This is a genomic window from uncultured Rhodoblastus sp., assembly GCF_903903185.1.
Taxonomy (GTDB): domain Bacteria; phylum Pseudomonadota; class Alphaproteobacteria; order Rhizobiales; family Beijerinckiaceae; genus Rhodoblastus.
In genome coordinates, this window is sequence record NZ_CAIUXT010000016.1 from 1 (window position 1) to 15,385 (window position 15,385).

Sequence of the window (15,385 nt, forward strand, 5' to 3'; positions counted from 1 at the left end):
CCGATCTGAATCGCAATCGACGCTGGAAGCGGACGCATTCGAGCACGCCTTCGCCAGCGTCAGTCAAAGCCTCGCTTTGGTCGACGGCCTGCGCCGCGCCCTGCCCCATGCGCCCGTGCGCCAGCCCATGACCGGCCCGCTCGACGTGACGTCGAGCTTCGGATTCCGCACCGATCCCTTCCTCGGCCGTCCGGCGCTGCATAGCGGCGTGGACTTGCGCGGCGACATCGGCGATCTCGTGCGCGCCACCGCCGCCGGACGCGTCGTCGTCGCCGGTCCGTCCGGCGGCTATGGCAATCTGGTCGAGATCGACCATGGCGCGGGCCTCGCCACCCGCTATGGCCATTTGTCGCAAATCGCGGTCGATGACGGCCAATGGGTCGAGGCCGGCGCGTTTCTCGGCGAAATCGGCTCGACCGGACGCTCGACGGGCCCACATCTGCATTATGAAGTGCGGGTGGACGGCGCAGCCGTCGATCCCGCGCGTTATCTTCGCGCCGGACGCCTCTTGAATTCCGCGCCATGACCGGGGTGATTGCGGCAATTCTTTCGCTCGGAGACCGGCTGGCGCATGCGCGTAAGTCGTATCTTTCTTACGGCCGCATTTTCGTCGCAGGTCGTGGGGCTGCGACCATTGCAAAGGTTTCGCGCTCAAATGAATAAAGGAAATGGCCGTGCTCAGGTTTATCGTGCTTGTTTATTCGCCGATATTTATTTCCGTCCCTGGCGCAACAATTCGTGGAGCCAGTCGGCGTTAAGCGCGCCCGGCGTCAACCAGGTCTTGAGCAAAGCCTCTGGCGAATAGCGTTCCAGCGACTCCATCATTTGTTTTTCAAGCTCCTCCATCGCGCGTTTTTGCATGGGTTCGAAATCCGGCAAGCCCATGAAAGCGCGCGCCTCGGCCGGCGTACAGTCGACATTGACCGTTATTTTCATCGGAGCGACCTCAGGAAGCAGACAACAAACGCAACATCCTAGGAAACCATAAGCCTGCGCGGGCGGAAAGCCATTACTTTGTTAATAATTAGTTAACGACCAAAGCTTCAGCTTGCGAGCAGCGCCGGATCGAAGTCTTCGACCGCCTCGGAGCCTTCGCTGATCGCGCGGTAAAGCGCTTCGACGCCTGGAAGGACGTGTTTGGCGAAAAAGCGCGCATAGACCAGTTTCCCCTTGAGGAAATCGGCGTCGCCCTCGCCTGCCGCCAGCATTTGCGCGGCAAGCCCGGCCTGTTTCACCAACAGCCAGTAGCCGGCGACGATCCCGGTCAGATGCAGCATCGGCACGGCGGCGGCGGCGGTGCGCGCCGGCGCGGCCCCGTTATGATCGAGAATCCAGGAGACGGAATCGGCGAAATGGACCATCGGCCCCCCCAGCGCCCCGGCGAGGGCGGCGACTTCCGCCGCCCCGGCGCTGGCGGCGACCGTCGCCTCGATGTCGACGATCAGCTCGCGCGCCGCAGCGCCGCCGTCGCGGACGATTTTCCGCCCGATCAGATCATTGGCCTGGATCGCGGTGGTTCCCTCGTAGATCGTGGTGATGCGGGCGTCGCGGAAATGCTGGGCCGCGCCAGTCTCCTCGATGAACCCCATGCCGCCATGCACCTGGATGCCGGTCGAGGCGACGCCGACCGAATTCTCGGTGCACCAGCCCTTGACCACCGGGATCAGCAGGTCGACGCGCGCCTGAGCCTTTTTGGCCTCGCCGTCGTCGGCCGACTGGCGGGCGACATCCATTTGGCTCGCGGTGTAATAGGCCAGCGCCCGCATCGCCTCGACGCGCGATTTCATGTCGAGCAGCATGCGCTTGACGTCGGGATGATAGGCGATCGGCTTGCCCGCCGCCTCTCCGATGGGGCGGCCCTGGACGCGGTCGAAGGCGTAGGCAAGCGCCTGCTGATAGGCCCGTTCCGAAATGGCCACGCCTTCCAGCCCGACGTTGAGCCGGGCGTGGTTCATCATGGTGAACATATATTCGAGGCCGCGATTGGGCTCGCCGACCAGAGTGGCGTGCGCGCCGCCGTTTTCGCCGAAGGACATCACCGCCGTTGGACTGGCGTGGATGCCGAGCTTGTGCTCGATGGAGGCGCAGACGAGGTCGTTGCGGGCGCCGAGCGATCCGTCGGGATTGACCAGGAATTTGGGCGCGATGAACAGCGAAATGCCTTTCACGCCCGGAGGGGCGCCGGCAAGGCGCGCCAGCACCAGATGAATGATGTTTTCGGCGACGTCGTGCTCGCCCCAGGTGATGAAGATTTTCGTGCCGGTGATGCGGTAGGCGTCGCCGTCGGGCACGGCGTGCGCATGCACGGCGGCGAGATCGGAGCCGGCCTGCGGCTCGGTCAGGTTCATCGTACCGGTCCAGGTTCCCGCAACCATTTTCGGCAGGTAGAGAGCCTTCTGCGCCTCCGAGCCATGATGATCGATGGCCGAAATGGCGCCGATGGTCAGCATCTGGCATAGCGAAAAGGCCATGTTCGAGGCTTTCCACATTTCCATCACCGGCGTCGAGACCAGAGTCGGCAGGCTCATGCCGCCATATTCCGCCTTGGCCGGCATGGCGTGCCAGCCCTTGTCGCAGAAAGCGGCGAAAGCCTGCTTGACTCCGTCCGGCGTCGTCACTGCGCCGTCCTTGCATTGACAGCCGGCGACGTCGCCGGGCTGGTTCAGCGGCGCCAGCACTTCGCCGGCGAATTTGCCCGCCTCCTCGAAAATGGCGCCGACCAGATCTGCGGAGATATCCTCATTGCCGGGCAAGGCGGCGACCCGGTCGAAATCACCGACCGAACGCAAGGTGAAGAGCATGTCGCGAATCGGCGCGGAATAAGCGGTCATGACGGACTTCCAATTTTAAAATGCAGCGCGGGCCAAATCAGCCGATGGCGTCGGTCGCGCGCGCGGCTTCGCGCAGGATGAATTTCTGGATCTTGCCCGTGGAGGTTTTCGGCAGCGGGCCGAAAATGAATTTCTTGGGCACCTTGAATCGCGCCATGTGGGCGCGGCAGAATTCCAGAAACTCTTCCTGCGAGGGATGGGCGCCCTCGCGCAATTCCAGGAACGCGCAAGGAACCTCGCCCCATTTCTCGTCGGGCGCCGCCACGACCGCCGCCGCCAGCACGTCCTTGTGGCGATAGAGCACGTCCTCGACCTCGATGGAGGAAATATTCTCTCCCCCGGAGATGATCACGTCCTTTGAGCGGTCCTTGATCTTGATATAGCCGTCCGGGTCGATCACCGCGAGATCGCCGGTGCGGAACCAGCCGCCGGCAAAGCATTCCTGCGTCGCGCGCTCGTTCTTGAGATAGCCCTTCATCACGATATTGCCGCGAAACACGATCTCGCCCATCGTCTGGCCGTCATGCGGCACGGGCGTGAAATGGGTCGTGTCGATCACGTCGATGCCTTCCTGCAGCAGCGAGCGCACGCCCTGCCGCGCGTTCAGTTCGGCGCGTCTGGCAAGGCTCTCGCTCTCCCATTCGCCCTGCTTGGAACAGACCGAGGCCGGGCCATAGGTCTCGGTCAGGCCATAGACATGGGTGATCGAGATGCCCAGCCGCTCCATGCCCTCGATGATCGAGGCCGGCGGCGCGGCGCCGGCGATCAGCGCCGAAACCTGATGTGAAATCCCCGACTGGATCGCCGGATCGGCGTTGATCAACATGCCATGGACGATCGGCGCGCCGCAGAAATGCGAAACCTTTTCGGCCCGGATCAGGTCGAACACCGATTTGGGATCGATCCGGCGCAGGCAGACGTTCACCCCCGCATTGGCCGCGACCGTCCAGGGAAAACACCAGCCGTTGCAATGGAACATCGGCAGGGTCCACAAATAGACCGAATGCGGCGGCATGCCCCAGCTGACGATATTGTTGATGGCGTTCAGATAGGCGCCGCGATGATGATAGACCACGCCCTTGGGATTGCCGGTGGTGCCCGACGTGTAATTGAGGGCGATGGCGTCCCATTCGTCGTCGGGCGGCAGGCTCTCGAAATCGGCGTCGCCCTCGGCGAGCAGCGCCTCATAGTCGATTTCGCCGAGCAGGCGGCCGCCCTCGAACAGCGAATCGTCGATATCGACGACCAACGGCTTTGGCCCCTTCAGCAGCGTGAGCGCCTTTTCGACGATGCGGGTGAATTCGCGGTCGGTGAACAGGACTTTCGCCTCGCCGTGATCGAGCATGAAGGCGATGGCTTCGGCGTCGAGGCGGGTGTTGAGCGTGTTGAGCACGCCGCCGCTCATCGGGACGGCAAAATGCAATTCCAGCATTTCCGGAATATTGGGCAGGATCGCCGCGACCGTGTCGCCCTTGCCGATTCCCCTTTTCTGGAGGGCCGAGGCGATGCGGCGGCAGCGCTCGAAAGTCTGCCCCCAGTTATAGCGTCGGTCGCCATAGACGATCGAGGTCCTGTGAGGGAACACGTCCGCCGCGCGGGACAGAAAGCTCAGCGGGGTCAAAGCGGCGAAATTGGCTTTGTTGCGATCGAGACCGGACAGATAGGCCTTTCCCATGGTTTTCCCTCTTTTTATCGTTGCCCTCGCGCGCAATGCCGGAGCGGCGTTGGCGCGGAGATTAGCCAATTTGCCGGCGCCCTCCAACTAGCCGGAAGGCAAAGAACCGCGTTCATATTGCAGAGACTTCCGCGCCGGCGCCGGCGCACGGGCCGGCGCTGAATATAAGGAGAAACCAGGCATCCGGCGACCGATCGCCGAAAATTTTCGACAAGCCGGCCTGTCGGGCGACGCGCTTGCGTTCGACCGGGCCAATTCGGTCACCCGTGTTTGTCGGGCGCGTGTATTGGCTGCACCGACCAGGCCGCCGGTTCGTCGTCCTTGTCGGCTTCGGCCACGGCGATTGTCGCCTGCACCTTGTCGGGCTTGTGATGGGCGGGCGCATAGATGGCGTAGACCTGCATCGGCGTCGCGCCGATATTGGTGATGTTGTGCCAGGTCCCCGCCGGAACGAGGACGCACCAGCCGTCCGCGACTTCTTTTTCGAAAGTCAGCTGGTCTTTCGCGGGTCCCATCTGAACCCGGCCGCTGCCGGCGTCGAGTCGCAGGAATTGATCGGTTTCCGGATGCGCTTCAAGTCCGATATCGCCTCCAACCGGGATCGACATCAGCGTCACTTGCAGGTAGCGCCCACTCCAGGCGACCGAACGGTAATTGGCGTTGTCCTTCGTCGCGCGTTCGATGTCGAACGATTGCGGCTGTGGCCCGATGTCCTTGATCCTCTCGGCGGCTCCGCTCATGGCTGATCTCCTCCAGTTTGCCGGCGCTGCGCAGTCCCGCATCGCCCTCGGTAATTCATCGCTCACCGCGATGAATTTATCGCGTCATCCTCCGAAAGCGGGAAGGTTCGGAAAACACCCAGTCCTGGCGGAGCGCGTTCGGTGAAACTCAAATCTCCCACCGCATTCTAACCTCCGCGCGCGAGCTTGGCCGCGCGCAAAGTGTTGGACATCAGCATGGCGATGGTCATCGGCCCGACGCCGCCCGGAACCGGAGTGATCGCGCCCGCGACATCGAGCGCCTCGTCAAAGGCGACATCGCCGACCAGCCGGGTTTTTCTCTGCCCCTCGGCGTTCAGGCCCTGCGCCGGAACGCGGTTGATGCCGACATCGATCACCAGCGCGCCCGGCTTGATCCAGTCGCCCCGGATCATTTCCGGCTTTCCCACGGCGGCGACCAGAATATCGGCGCGGCGCGCCACGGCGGGCAGATCGCGGGTGCGCGAATGGGCGATGGTGACGGTGGCGTTTTGCGCCAGCAGCAGGTTCGCCATCGGCTTGCCGACGATGTTGGAGCGCCCGACGATCACCGCCTCGGCGCCGGCGAGATCGCGGCCCAGAAACCTCGCCGCTTCCTCGATCAGCAGCAGCGCGCCCGCCGGCGTGCAGGGAATCAGGGCGCGCTCGACGGCGCCGGTCGCCAGCAGACCGACATTGACCGGATGGAACCCATCGACATCCTTTTCCGGCGCAACGGTCAGCAGAACTTTTTGCGTATCGATACCCACCGGCAACGGCAATTGCACCAATATGCCGTGAATCGCGGGATCGGCGTTGAGGCGGCGCACCAGCGCGATCAGCTCCGGCTCGCCCGTCGTCGCCGGCAGGTCATGCTGCACCGAATGAAAGCCACAGGCCTGGGCGGCCTTGCCCTTGGATTTGACATAGACCTGGCTGGCCGGGTCTTCGCCGACCAGAACCACCGCAAGACCGGGTTTGAAAGGGAGCGACGCGGCCTCGCGCGCCACGCGCTCGATCGCGACCGCCGAGGCGGCCTTGCCGTCGATCAGCAGCGCCTGTTTGCCGGACGGCTTTACGATGGATGAGGTCATGGCGGCAATCCAGCGGGTCGCTTAATTTTCTTGGCGGAGCCCGGCTTTTCGCAGAGCTTGGCGAAATTGTTAAGTCCCCATCGCATCGGCCTTGCGCAAATTCGGGAAGGCCACGGCCCAGATCGCCACCACCGCCAGCGCGCCGAAACCGCCCAGCAACGCCGCGCCGACCGCGCCAAGCAGCGCGGCGGCGAGACCGGATTCGAATTCGCCGAGTTGGTTCGAAGCGCCGATGAACAGGAAATTGACCGCCGAAACCCGCCCGCGCATTTCATTGGGCGTCGCCATCTGCACCAGGGTCTGGCGCACCACCATGCTGACGACGTCGAAGGCCCCGAGCGCCGCCAGCGCCGCCAGCGACAGGGCAAAGGAAGTCGACAAGGCGAAAACGATGGTCGCCACGCCATAGCCGGCGACGCAGGCGAGCATTTTCAGGCCGACCCGCCGGCGAAGCGGAAAGGCGGCGAGCGTCAGCCCGACCAGAATCGCGCCCATTGCCGGTCCCGCCCGCAAAATGCCGAGGCCCACCGGCCCGACTTGCAGAATGTCGCGCGCGTAAATGGGCAAAAGCGCGGTCACGCCGCCAAGCAGGACAGCGAACAGATCGAGCGAGATGGCGCCGAGAACCAGCTTGTTCGACCAGACATAGCGCAATCCCGCCAGCGGGCTCGTCTCGACCGGGTCGGCGGCGGCGCGCCCCGCGGAAGCGTCAGGACGGCGGATCGCCAGCGCCAGCGGGGCGGCCGCCACCGCCAGCAGCGCACAGAGCAGGAACACTTTTACGCCCGCCACGGCGAACAGCAGGCCGCCCAGCGCCGGCCCGGCGATGGTCGCCGCCTGGAACATGGTCGCGGACAGGGCGACGGCGCGCGGAAACCGTTCTTTTTCGACGATTTCCGGCAACAGCGCGGCATTGGCCGGGCCGGCGAAGGCGCGCGCCGATCCGAGCGCCAGCAAAGCGGGGTAAATCAGCCAGATCGGCGCATCCATCGTGGCGACGCCAAAAATCGCCAGCGAGGCTCCGGCCTGACCCAGAGCGGCATAGGCGGATATCTTGCGTCGGTCGAACCGGTCCGCGACGTGGCCGCTCCAGATCAGCAGGACGATCAGCGGCAGGAATTGCGCCAGGCCGATCAGGCCGAGACTGAGCGCGCTGCCGGTCGCCGCATAGACATGCCAGCCCAGGGCGACATCGAGCATTTGCGCGGCAAAGGCGCCCAGCCCGCGCGCGCCAAGGAAAAGATAGAGATTTTTCTGCGCAGCGCCTGTCGAAACATTCATGTGGCTGTCTATCAGCTGGGCGTCAGCCGTTCCAGATGAATGTGGCGGCGCAGCGCGCGCTTTCGCCCGGGCCAAGGTTGCGCATGGAAGGCTTTGCAAAAATATCGCCGGCAAATCCTTCCGGGTCGCCATGACCGGTCCAGGCTTCGAGACACAGGAAAGCGGCGCCGGGCCGCGACCACAGGGCGATATGGGGGAAGTTTTCCAGCTCCATGCGTAACAGCGGTCTTGCCGCGCCGAAATCGTCGCGGGCGAAAAAATCGAGGCCGGAACTGCGCGCGTCGAGGAAACACAGGGCTTCCTCGAACAGCGAAGGCGTCAGCGGCAACTCGCGGCCGTGCAGCGGAATCTCCCGGGTTTCGGGAGAAAACAGGCCGCCCGGCGTAATCAGCGGAATTTTGGGATGCTCCTCCCGGTCGAAGCGCACGAAATGCGGCCCGGTCGCCCCCGGCAAAGGCCAGTTGAACCCCGGATGCAGGCCGCAGGCGAAAGGCAGGAGATTATTGTCTTCATTGACGACATTAATAACGATGTTTAATTTATTGTTTTGTATGGATATAATTAGTTCTAGCGCGAACTCGAACGGGTAGAGCGCCCGCGTCGTTGGATTGGCCGCGAGGCGGAACACCGCGCGGTCCCCCGCCTCTTCGGCGACAACGAAATCCTGCCCGCGCGCAAAACCATGCAGGCCGAGGGGATAGCGCCGGCCCTCGATGATAATGCCGTCCCGCGTCCATCCGACGACGGGAAACAAAATCGGCGCCGACTCCGCCCAAAACATCACATCGCCCGGCCAGATCAATTCCCTGCCGGCGATTTTCCAGCTTTTGAGTTCGGCGCCGCGCCGGGCGATGCGCGCGACCGCATCGCCCGAGGAGATTTCGATGAATTCGTCCATTGCCCGCCTGCCCGAACTTGAAGCCGCGATCCGACCGTCATTTGGCCGAAAGGCCATTTGCTATAGAATGCCGTCACGCGCGATTTTCGCGCCGCCCGCCTTGCTTTGCGTCGCCGCCACGAGCGGACACAAGGCGGCGCGCGAAAGAATCCGCCGCCCCGGAGTCCTGCCGCATGACCGTCCCTTCGCCCGAAGCCGAGACCTGCCCGGCGATTCGCATGATCGGCGTCAATAAATGGTATGGCGCCTTTCATGTGCTGCGCGACATCGATCTCGAAGTGGTCAAGGGCGAAAAAATCGTGCTGTGCGGGCCTTCGGGCTCAGGAAAATCGACTTTGATCCGCTGCATCAACCGGTTGGAGGCGCATCAGGCCGGAAAAATCATTGTCGATGGCGTCGAACTGACCGACGAACTCAAGAGCATCGAGGAAGTGCGGCGCGAAGTCGGCATGGTGTTCCAGCATTTCAACCTGTTTCCGCACCTGAGCGTGCTCGATAATTGCACGCTCGCCCCGATCTGGGCGCGCAAGACGCCGAAAGCCGAGGCGCAGGCCCAGGCCATGCATTTCCTGCAAAGGGTGCGCATCGCCGATCAGGCCGACAAATTTCCGGGCCATCTTTCCGGCGGCCAGCAGCAGCGCGTCGCCATCGCCCGCGCCTTGTGCATGAAGCCGAAAATCATGCTGTTCGACGAACCGACCTCGGCGCTCGATCCGGAAATGGTCAAGGAAGTGCTGGACACGATGGAGCTTCTGGCGCGCGACGGCATGACCATGATGGTGGTGACCCATGAAATGGGTTTCGCCCGCCAGGTCGCCGACCGGGTGATTTTCATGGATCAGGGCCAGATTGTCGAAATGAACGCCCCCGAGGCTTTTTTCTCCAACCCGCAACACGAACGGGCGAAGACTTTTCTCAAGCAGATCCTGCATTGAAGACGCGGACTTAGCGTTGCGGAAGGGCGACCGATGCGGCGACCGTCGCGCGGATTGCCTAACCGGAGTTTTTTTCTTAGGAATAGGTCGAGGAAGCGCCGCCCACGGCGCCCGGATTCCGCATCCAAATGGCGGAGGGGGATACTACATGTCGATTTGCGACCAGCAGGCCAGACGATTCCTGGCCACGATCTGGCTTTCACTGGCGCTTGGCGTCGGACTGGGCTCATGGCCCGCCGCCGCCGATAGCGCCGCCCCGGCTGCCCAGACGGCGCCCGCGCCGGCTCCGCCGGGGCCGCTCACCACCAAGGATCCCGCGATTTCACTCGACGACCTCGAACTCCTGCTCGCCCCATTGTCGAAGGACGAGGTCGAGACCGAAGCGAAAGGCTGGTTCGATCTTTTGCGCGCCAAGGAACGCGAAATCACGCTGGCCGAATTGAGCGTCCATCGCAAGAACCGCGAAATCGCCCTGCTGGAAAAACAAAAGGCGGCGGCGGGGCAATTGGCCAAGGCCACGGCGAACGCGAAGGCGACCGGCGGCGCCGGCGGCGCGGCCTCCGAAAAGGTCGCGGAAGCGCAAAAGGCTCTCGCCAAGACGGTCGAAGCCACGAGCAGCGAAACCGCCAAGGAGGAAAAAAAGGCCGAGGCGATCGCGGGGGCGACGGCGAAACCAGCCGCAGCATCGCCTGCGACCGCGCCCGCGAGCGACGCGAAGGCCGGGAATGTCGTCGCGGCGGCCCAGAAGGAAGCCGCGACCGCCGAACAGGCCAAGGCGCTGGCCAAGGCCGCCCCGGCGGCGCCCGCCACTGCTCCCGCCGCCGTCGTCGATGCTTCAAAAAAGGCGGAAAAACTGGTCGAGAAGACCGAGGAAGCCTCTGCCGCCAAGGCCGACGCCAAGGTGCAACTGGTCGATTACAGCACACAGCTGACGAGCGAGCGCACCGCCCTGCTCGATCGCCTGAAGCTCGTGCTCGACAATTGGGAGCTCAAGGGCGGCGACCCCAAGACCTATCGTCTCTATGTGGCGTCGATCGGCGGGATCAAGATCGACGTCTCGGATCGGGCCGCGACCTGGGCGCGGGTCTCGGCCTGGCTTACCGCCGATGAGGGCGGCCTCCGCTGGGCGCGCAATCTGGCGACCTTCCTCGCCTATATTCTGGGATCGATTGTCGTCGCCCGGATCGTTCGCGGGCTCCTGCGCCGGGCTTTGGGCAGTGGCCGGCTGCATTCTTCGCAGCTTCTCGCCGACTTCCTCGTTTCAAGCTCGGGACGGATCATCCTCGCCATCGGCGTTCTGCTGGGCCTGTCGGCGCTTGAAGTCAATCTGGCGCCCCTGCTGGCGGTGATCGGCGCCGCCGGCTTTGTCGTCGCGTTCGCCCTGCAGGGCACGCTCAGCAATTTCGCCAGCGGCCTCCTGATCATGGTGTTCAAGCCGTTCGACATCGGCGACGAGGTCGAAGCCGGCGGCATCAAGGGCAAGGTCGTCGGAGTCAATATCTTCAGCACGACCATCCTGACGGAAGAAGGACTCCAGAACATCGTTCCCAACGATAACATCTGGAAGAACGTCATCGTCAACCGGACGACAGGCGTCTCCAAAAACCCCGGCGAGACGGCTTCAAAGCCCTCGGCGGCGTAACGCAAGGTCTCGGCGACAAGGCAGGCTCCTCCCGCCTGATCGGGCGGGGGGAAATCAGACCCGTTGCTTCACAGGCTGTGCCGCGCCGAAATCTCCGCGAGCATTTCGAGCGTTTTTGCGACCGCCGCCGCCAGGGCCCGCGCGTCTTTCGCGCGCAAGACAATCTGGTTCTTGAAGCGGCCATCTGACAGTTGCGGATAGGAGCCTATCGATACGTCCGGCAGGGCTTTCGCCAGCGCCGAGAGAGCGTCGGCATAGGCGCCTTCGGGCAGTCCGTGCGCATCGAGGGTTTCGGACAGGATTTTCACCCCCCTTGCCAGTTTCGGCGCAACATCTTCGAGCATGGCCTGCATGATCGCCGGCACGCCGGCCATGACGATGACATTGCCGATCCAGAAGCCGGGCGCCCGGGAAATCGGATTGGCGACGAGTTCCGCGCCATCGGGAATACGCGCCATGCGGCGGCGCGCCTCGTTGAGGTCTTGCGGAGCGATGCGCTCCAGCAGCAGCGCCAACGCGCGCGGATCTTCGGAAATGCCGACGCCAAAAGCCTTGGCGACGCCGTCGGCGGTAATGTCGTCGTGGGTCGGGCCGATGCCGCCGGTGGTGAAGACATAGTCGTAACGCGACCGCAAGGCGTTGACCGCTGCGACGATCTCCTCCTCCACGTCGGGAACGACGCGGATTTCCCGTGTCTCCAAGCCAATCTGCGCGAGATAATGGGCGATATGGCCGCTGTTGGTATCTCGGGTGCGGCCGGAGAGGATTTCGTCGCCGATGACCAGCACGGCGGCGGTGACCTGTTTTTCGCTCATGGGGTTAGACCTTGGTCCTCGGAGCGTTCATAAATGACATAGACGCGGGTGCGCAGCACGCGGACATAGCCGCGTTCTTCCAGCATGGCGCAGAGATCGACGTCCCATTTCCCCGGCGAATAGGCGAGGATCAGCGCGCGCGGCCAGAGCGTTTCCGGCTCAAAGCTCAGAAAAGGCTCCAGCACCAGATCCTCCGCGCCTTCGACATCGAGTTTCATCGCGTCGATGCGCCCGAACCCTTCCTCGCGCACGAGCGTCGCCAGCGCATAGGCGGGAACCCGCGCCGAGCCGCCGCCGCCCTCGACATTGACGATGCGCATCGAGGTTTCGGCGAGATCATAGGGATTGATGAACAGGGTCACGTCGTTTTCCGAGTCGGCGACGGCGCAGTCCATCGCCTTGACGGTCGCCGCCGGATTCTGCCGCAGATTGTAGACCAGGCGCTCGTAGAGCATCGGCTGCGGCTCGACCGCGAGTATTTTGGCGCGCGGCCCGGCGCGCAGCGCCACGAACAGGCTGGTAGCCCCGACGCCGGCGCCGAGATCGAGAAACGTCATGTCCGGCGTGATTCGGGCGGCCAGAAACCGCCTTTCCTCACGGTCGGCGAGTTGCGGCGTGAACAGCAGCCGCTTTTCGCAGGCGTTGTTGAAGGGATAAAGCCGCATCCGGGCGCGCAGGGTTTCGACCGTGACATCGACCGGCCGGGAGCGCAGCCGCCGCAGGCCGACACCGCGCACCAGCAGCGCCGCGCGCTGCCCAAGCCAGTGCATCCCGGCGTTCTGGGTGAATTGGAGCAGACGGCGCAGCGCGCCATGCGGCTGATGCTGGCCGAAGGGGGAAAGATCATTGGCCGCTCGTGCGCGCATGATCCGCGTTCTAGCAGCCGCAGCCCCAAGCTCCAAGTTGACGGGCCAATTTGACGAGCCATGTCGATGCAGCCAAGTTTTATCGCCCGAACCCTTGCGCGTCGCCCGGTTTGGGCTAAATCTGGCGATCGAAGGAGCTTGCGCCGGCGCCTGGCGCATGGTCTTTGCACCGTTTTCCGGACCCATTTTTCCCGTCGGCGGCGGACTGCATCAAGCGAAATGGAAAAAATGACTTTTATCGAAGCCGAAGCCTCGCCCGTCCGCAAGAACGGCCAGATCAGACTGCACGGGCCGGAAGCTTTCGCCGGCATGAGGAAGGCCGGGCGCATCGCCGCCGAAGCGCTCGACCTGTTGACGCAAGCCGCGCAGCCAGGCGTCGCCACCGAAGCGCTGGACCGGCTGGCCTATGAATTCGGCATGGATAATGGCGCCTATCCGGCGCCGCTCGATTATCGCGGCTATCGCAAGTCGATCTGCACCTCGATCAACCATGTCGTGTGCCATGGCATTCCCGACAGCAAGCCATTGCGCGACGGCGACATCGTCAATCTCGACGTGACCTATATCGTCGACGGCTGGCACGGCGATTCGAGCCGCATGTATTTCATCGGCGAAGTCGCGCGCCGCGCGCAGCGGCTGTGCGAAGTCACCTATGAAGCGCTGCGGCGCGGCATTGCGGCGGTCAAGCCCGGCGCCACCACCGGCGACATCGGCTACGCCATCCAGATCTACGCCGAATCCGAGCGCTGTTCGGTGGTGCGCGAATTCTGCGGCCACGGCATCGGCAAATTGTTCCACGACGAGCCCAACATCCTGCATTACGGCCACAAGGGCCAGGGCGTGACCCTCAAGGAAGGCATGTTCTTCACCATCGAGCCGATGATCAATCTCGGCAAGCCGCAGGTGAAGATTCTGGCCGACGGCTGGACCGCCGTGACCCGCGACCGTTCGCTTTCGGCGCAGTTCGAACATGCGCTGGGCGTCACCGCGACGGGCGCCGAAATCTTCACCCTCTCGCCGCGCGGCCTGCATTGCCCGCCCTATGGCAAGGCGGAATGAAGGACGACGCACCAAAGGAATCGCTGAACGCCGGCCATCGCGAGCGGCTGCGCGAGCGATTTCTGGCGGGCGGGTCCGAGGCTCTGGCGGATTACGAAGTGCTGGAATTGTTGCTGTTTCGCGCCATTCCGCGCCGCGACGTCAAGCCGATCGCCAAAATGCTGCTCAAGAAATTCGGTACTTTCGGCGAGGTGATCGCCGCCCCGGCGGCGCGGCTCAAGGAAGTGGAGTTCATCGGCGATTCGGCGGTCACCGAGCTGAAGATCGTCGAGGCGGCGGCGCGTCTGCTGTCGAAGGAAACCATGCGCAAGCGACTGACGCTCGGCGCTTTCACGCAGGTGCTCGATTATTGCCGGGGCGCCATGGCCTTTCTCGACACCGAGGAATTTCGGGTGATCTTTCTCGACAAGAAAAACGGCCTGCTCGCCGACGAGGTGCAGGGGCGCGGCACGGTGGACCATACGCCGGTCTATCCGCGCGAAATCATTCGCCGCGCGCTGGAACTCAATGCGAGCGCGGTCATTCTCGTCCACAATCACCCTTCCGGCGACCCTACTCCCTCCTCGGCCGATGTCGTGATGACGCAGAATATCGCCTCCCTCGCCAAGCCGCTCGGCATCAATGTGCACGATCATCTGATCATCGGCCGCAACGGCCATGCATCGATGCGCGCGCTGAAACTATTCTGACGGGAAACAGCCATGGTCGATTGGGGGATCGAAGGGTTAAAGCTGAACGTCTCGCTCGCGGGCGAGAGGCGCGCGCCGGCGCTGATCCTCGCCCATCCGCTCGGCGCCAATCTGCAAGTCTGGGACGACATCGCGCCGGCGCTGGCCGAAAAATTCTTTCTCGTCCGCCTCGACTTGCGCGGCCATGGCCGGTCGCGGAGTCCTGCCGGGCCCTATGCGCTTGCCGATTTCGGCGGCGACGTCTGCGCGACGATGGACGCGCTCGGCGTCAAGCGGGCGCATTTTCTCGGCCAGTCGATGGGCGGCGCCATCGGCCAATGGCTGATGATTCACGCGCCCGAAAGGCTCGACAAAATCGTGCTGGCCAATACGGCGTCTTATTTCCCGTCCGCCGCCGGCTGGAACGCCCGCATCCGCTCGGCGCGCGAAAAAGGCATGACGAAACTCGCGCCCTCCGTCGCACAGCGCTGGCTGACGGAAGGTTTCCGCAATGACCGGCCCGACGTCGCGCGAAAAATCGAGCACATGCTGCTCGCCAGCGATCCGCTCGGCTACGCCGCCTGCTGCTCGGCCCTGCGCGACACGGATCTGCGCGACGCGATCCGCGCAGCGCCGCCCCGCCCGGTTCTGGTGATTGTCGGCGAATCCGACGCTTCGACGCCACCCGAACTCGGCGTCGCTCTGGCGAAGAGTTTGAGCGATTCACGGCTGGTCCGGCTCAAGGCGGCGCATCTGTCCAGCGTCGAGGCCGAGGAGGCTTTTTTGGAGGCGGTGACGGTGTTTCTGGCAGGCTAAAATATCGATTTCGCTATTTCGCGCCGATCTTCGGAGAGCGGAAAATGCCGACCGCTTCTTGTGACGTA

15 protein-coding genes are annotated in these 15,385 nt (G+C 63.8%); 6 read left to right on the forward strand and 9 right to left on the reverse strand.

What is annotated here, in order from left to right; genetic code table 11:
- Positions 1 to 526 (forward strand): M23 family metallopeptidase (locus QZY01_RS01085; protein WP_294532355.1); only part of this gene is annotated, 526 nt, incomplete at its 5' end.
- A 185-nt stretch (positions 527 to 711) separates the two neighbouring features.
- Here the strand turns inward: QZY01_RS01085 and QZY01_RS01090 are convergent.
- The 7 genes from QZY01_RS01090 to QZY01_RS01120 all read right to left on the reverse strand — a co-directional run bounded on the left by QZY01_RS01090 (position 712) and on the right by QZY01_RS01120 (position 8,516).
- Complete coding sequence (locus QZY01_RS01090; protein WP_294532358.1) at positions 712 to 936, reverse strand: DUF6489 family protein; 225 nt, start codon at positions 934 to 936, stop codon at positions 712 to 714.
- A 107-nt stretch (positions 937 to 1,043) separates the two neighbouring features.
- Positions 1,044 to 2,831 carry an acyl-CoA dehydrogenase gene (locus QZY01_RS01095; protein ID WP_294532361.1) on the reverse strand — a complete coding sequence of 596 codons (1,788 nt, stop codon included), beginning with the start codon at positions 2,829 to 2,831 and terminating at the stop codon, positions 1,044 to 1,046.
- Positions 2,832 to 2,868: 37 nt separating this feature from the next.
- Positions 2,869 to 4,506 carry an acyl-CoA synthetase gene (locus QZY01_RS01100; RefSeq protein WP_294532364.1) on the reverse strand — a complete coding sequence of 546 codons (1,638 nt, stop codon included), beginning with the start codon at positions 4,504 to 4,506 and terminating at the stop codon, positions 2,869 to 2,871.
- A gap of 260 nt (positions 4,507 to 4,766) precedes the next feature.
- Complete coding sequence (locus QZY01_RS01105) at positions 4,767 to 5,246, reverse strand: cupin domain-containing protein (protein ID WP_294532367.1); 480 nt, start codon at positions 5,244 to 5,246, stop codon at positions 4,767 to 4,769.
- 167 nt (positions 5,247 to 5,413) lie between these two features.
- On the reverse strand, positions 5,414 to 6,337 hold the full coding sequence (folD, locus tag QZY01_RS01110; protein WP_294532370.1) for a bifunctional methylenetetrahydrofolate dehydrogenase/methenyltetrahydrofolate cyclohydrolase FolD: 924 nt from the start codon (positions 6,335 to 6,337) through the stop codon (positions 5,414 to 5,416).
- A gap of 69 nt (positions 6,338 to 6,406) precedes the next feature.
- Positions 6,407 to 7,618 (reverse strand): MFS transporter, encoded by a 1,212-nt coding sequence (locus QZY01_RS01115; RefSeq protein ID WP_294532373.1) that lies wholly within the window; start codon positions 7,616 to 7,618, stop codon positions 6,407 to 6,409.
- A gap of 22 nt (positions 7,619 to 7,640) precedes the next feature.
- Positions 7,641 to 8,516 (reverse strand): aldose 1-epimerase family protein, encoded by an 876-nt coding sequence (locus QZY01_RS01120; protein WP_294532376.1) that lies wholly within the window; start codon positions 8,514 to 8,516, stop codon positions 7,641 to 7,643.
- 173 nt (positions 8,517 to 8,689) lie between these two features.
- Between QZY01_RS01120 and QZY01_RS01125 the strand changes: the two genes are divergently transcribed.
- Both QZY01_RS01125 and QZY01_RS01130 read left to right on the forward strand, forming a co-directional pair.
- On the forward strand, positions 8,690 to 9,451 hold the full coding sequence (locus QZY01_RS01125) for an amino acid ABC transporter ATP-binding protein (protein ID WP_294532378.1): 762 nt from the start codon (positions 8,690 to 8,692) through the stop codon (positions 9,449 to 9,451).
- Between the two features lie 148 nt (positions 9,452 to 9,599).
- Positions 9,600 to 11,093 (forward strand): mechanosensitive ion channel domain-containing protein, encoded by a 1,494-nt coding sequence (locus QZY01_RS01130; RefSeq protein WP_294532381.1) that lies wholly within the window; start codon positions 9,600 to 9,602, stop codon positions 11,091 to 11,093.
- A gap of 68 nt (positions 11,094 to 11,161) precedes the next feature.
- On the opposite strand, the gene QZY01_RS01135 is transcribed toward QZY01_RS01130, so the two are convergent.
- Positions 11,162 to 11,908 (reverse strand): molybdopterin-binding protein, encoded by a 747-nt coding sequence (locus QZY01_RS01135; protein WP_294532384.1) that lies wholly within the window; start codon positions 11,906 to 11,908, stop codon positions 11,162 to 11,164.
- A complete protein-coding gene (locus tag QZY01_RS01140) occupies positions 11,905 to 12,774 on the reverse strand; it encodes an FkbM family methyltransferase (protein ID WP_294532386.1) in 870 nt (289 codons plus the stop codon). Before QZY01_RS01140 ends, QZY01_RS01135 begins: the two co-directional genes overlap by 4 nt.
- Positions 12,775 to 13,002: 228 nt before the next feature.
- Here QZY01_RS01140 and map point away from each other — a divergent pair, with 228 nt between their 5' ends.
- From map to pcaD, 3 genes are read left to right on the forward strand one after another with little or no spacing between them, the layout of a single operon-like run.
- Positions 13,003 to 13,833 carry a type I methionyl aminopeptidase gene (gene map / locus QZY01_RS01145; protein ID WP_294532389.1) on the forward strand — a complete coding sequence of 277 codons (831 nt, stop codon included), beginning with the start codon at positions 13,003 to 13,005 and terminating at the stop codon, positions 13,831 to 13,833.
- On the forward strand, positions 13,830 to 14,522 hold the full coding sequence (gene radC, locus QZY01_RS01150) for a DNA repair protein RadC (RefSeq protein WP_294532391.1): 693 nt from the start codon (positions 13,830 to 13,832) through the stop codon (positions 14,520 to 14,522). Before map ends, radC begins: the two co-directional genes overlap by 4 nt.
- A gap of 12 nt (positions 14,523 to 14,534) precedes the next feature.
- Entirely contained in the window at positions 14,535 to 15,317 is a 783-nt protein-coding gene (pcaD, locus tag QZY01_RS01155) for a 3-oxoadipate enol-lactonase (protein ID WP_294532394.1), read from the forward strand.
- Positions 15,318 to 15,385: the final 68 nt, after the last annotated feature.

Bases quoted from the DNA above. Each gene is read 5' to 3' on its own strand.
- QZY01_RS01090 (WP_294532358.1), bottom strand. From the start codon at position 936: ATGAAAATAACGGTCAATGTCGACTGTACGCCGGCCGAGGCGCGCGCT.
- QZY01_RS01095 (WP_294532361.1), bottom strand. From the start codon at position 2,831: ATGACCGCTTATTCCGCGCCGATTCGCGACATGCTCTTCACCTTGCGT.
- QZY01_RS01100 (WP_294532364.1), bottom strand. From the start codon at position 4,506: ATGGGAAAGGCCTATCTGTCCGGTCTCGATCGCAACAAAGCCAATTTC.
- QZY01_RS01105 (WP_294532367.1), bottom strand. From the start codon at position 5,246: ATGAGCGGAGCCGCCGAGAGGATCAAGGACATCGGGCCACAGCCGCAA.
- folD (WP_294532370.1), bottom strand. From the start codon at position 6,337: ATGACCTCATCCATCGTAAAGCCGTCCGGCAAACAGGCGCTGCTGATC.
- QZY01_RS01115 (WP_294532373.1), bottom strand. From the start codon at position 7,618: ATGAATGTTTCGACAGGCGCTGCGCAGAAAAATCTCTATCTTTTCCTT.
- QZY01_RS01120 (WP_294532376.1), bottom strand. From the start codon at position 8,516: ATGGACGAATTCATCGAAATCTCCTCGGGCGATGCGGTCGCGCGCATC.
- QZY01_RS01125 (WP_294532378.1), top strand. From the start codon at position 8,690: ATGACCGTCCCTTCGCCCGAAGCCGAGACCTGCCCGGCGATTCGCATG.
- QZY01_RS01130 (WP_294532381.1), top strand. From the start codon at position 9,600: ATGTCGATTTGCGACCAGCAGGCCAGACGATTCCTGGCCACGATCTGG.
- QZY01_RS01135 (WP_294532384.1), bottom strand. From the start codon at position 11,908: ATGAGCGAAAAACAGGTCACCGCCGCCGTGCTGGTCATCGGCGACGAA.
- QZY01_RS01140 (WP_294532386.1), bottom strand. From the start codon at position 12,774: ATGCGCGCACGAGCGGCCAATGATCTTTCCCCCTTCGGCCAGCATCAG.
- map (WP_294532389.1), top strand. From the start codon at position 13,003: ATGACTTTTATCGAAGCCGAAGCCTCGCCCGTCCGCAAGAACGGCCAG.
- radC (WP_294532391.1), top strand. From the start codon at position 13,830: ATGAAGGACGACGCACCAAAGGAATCGCTGAACGCCGGCCATCGCGAG.
- pcaD (WP_294532394.1), top strand. From the start codon at position 14,535: ATGGTCGATTGGGGGATCGAAGGGTTAAAGCTGAACGTCTCGCTCGCG.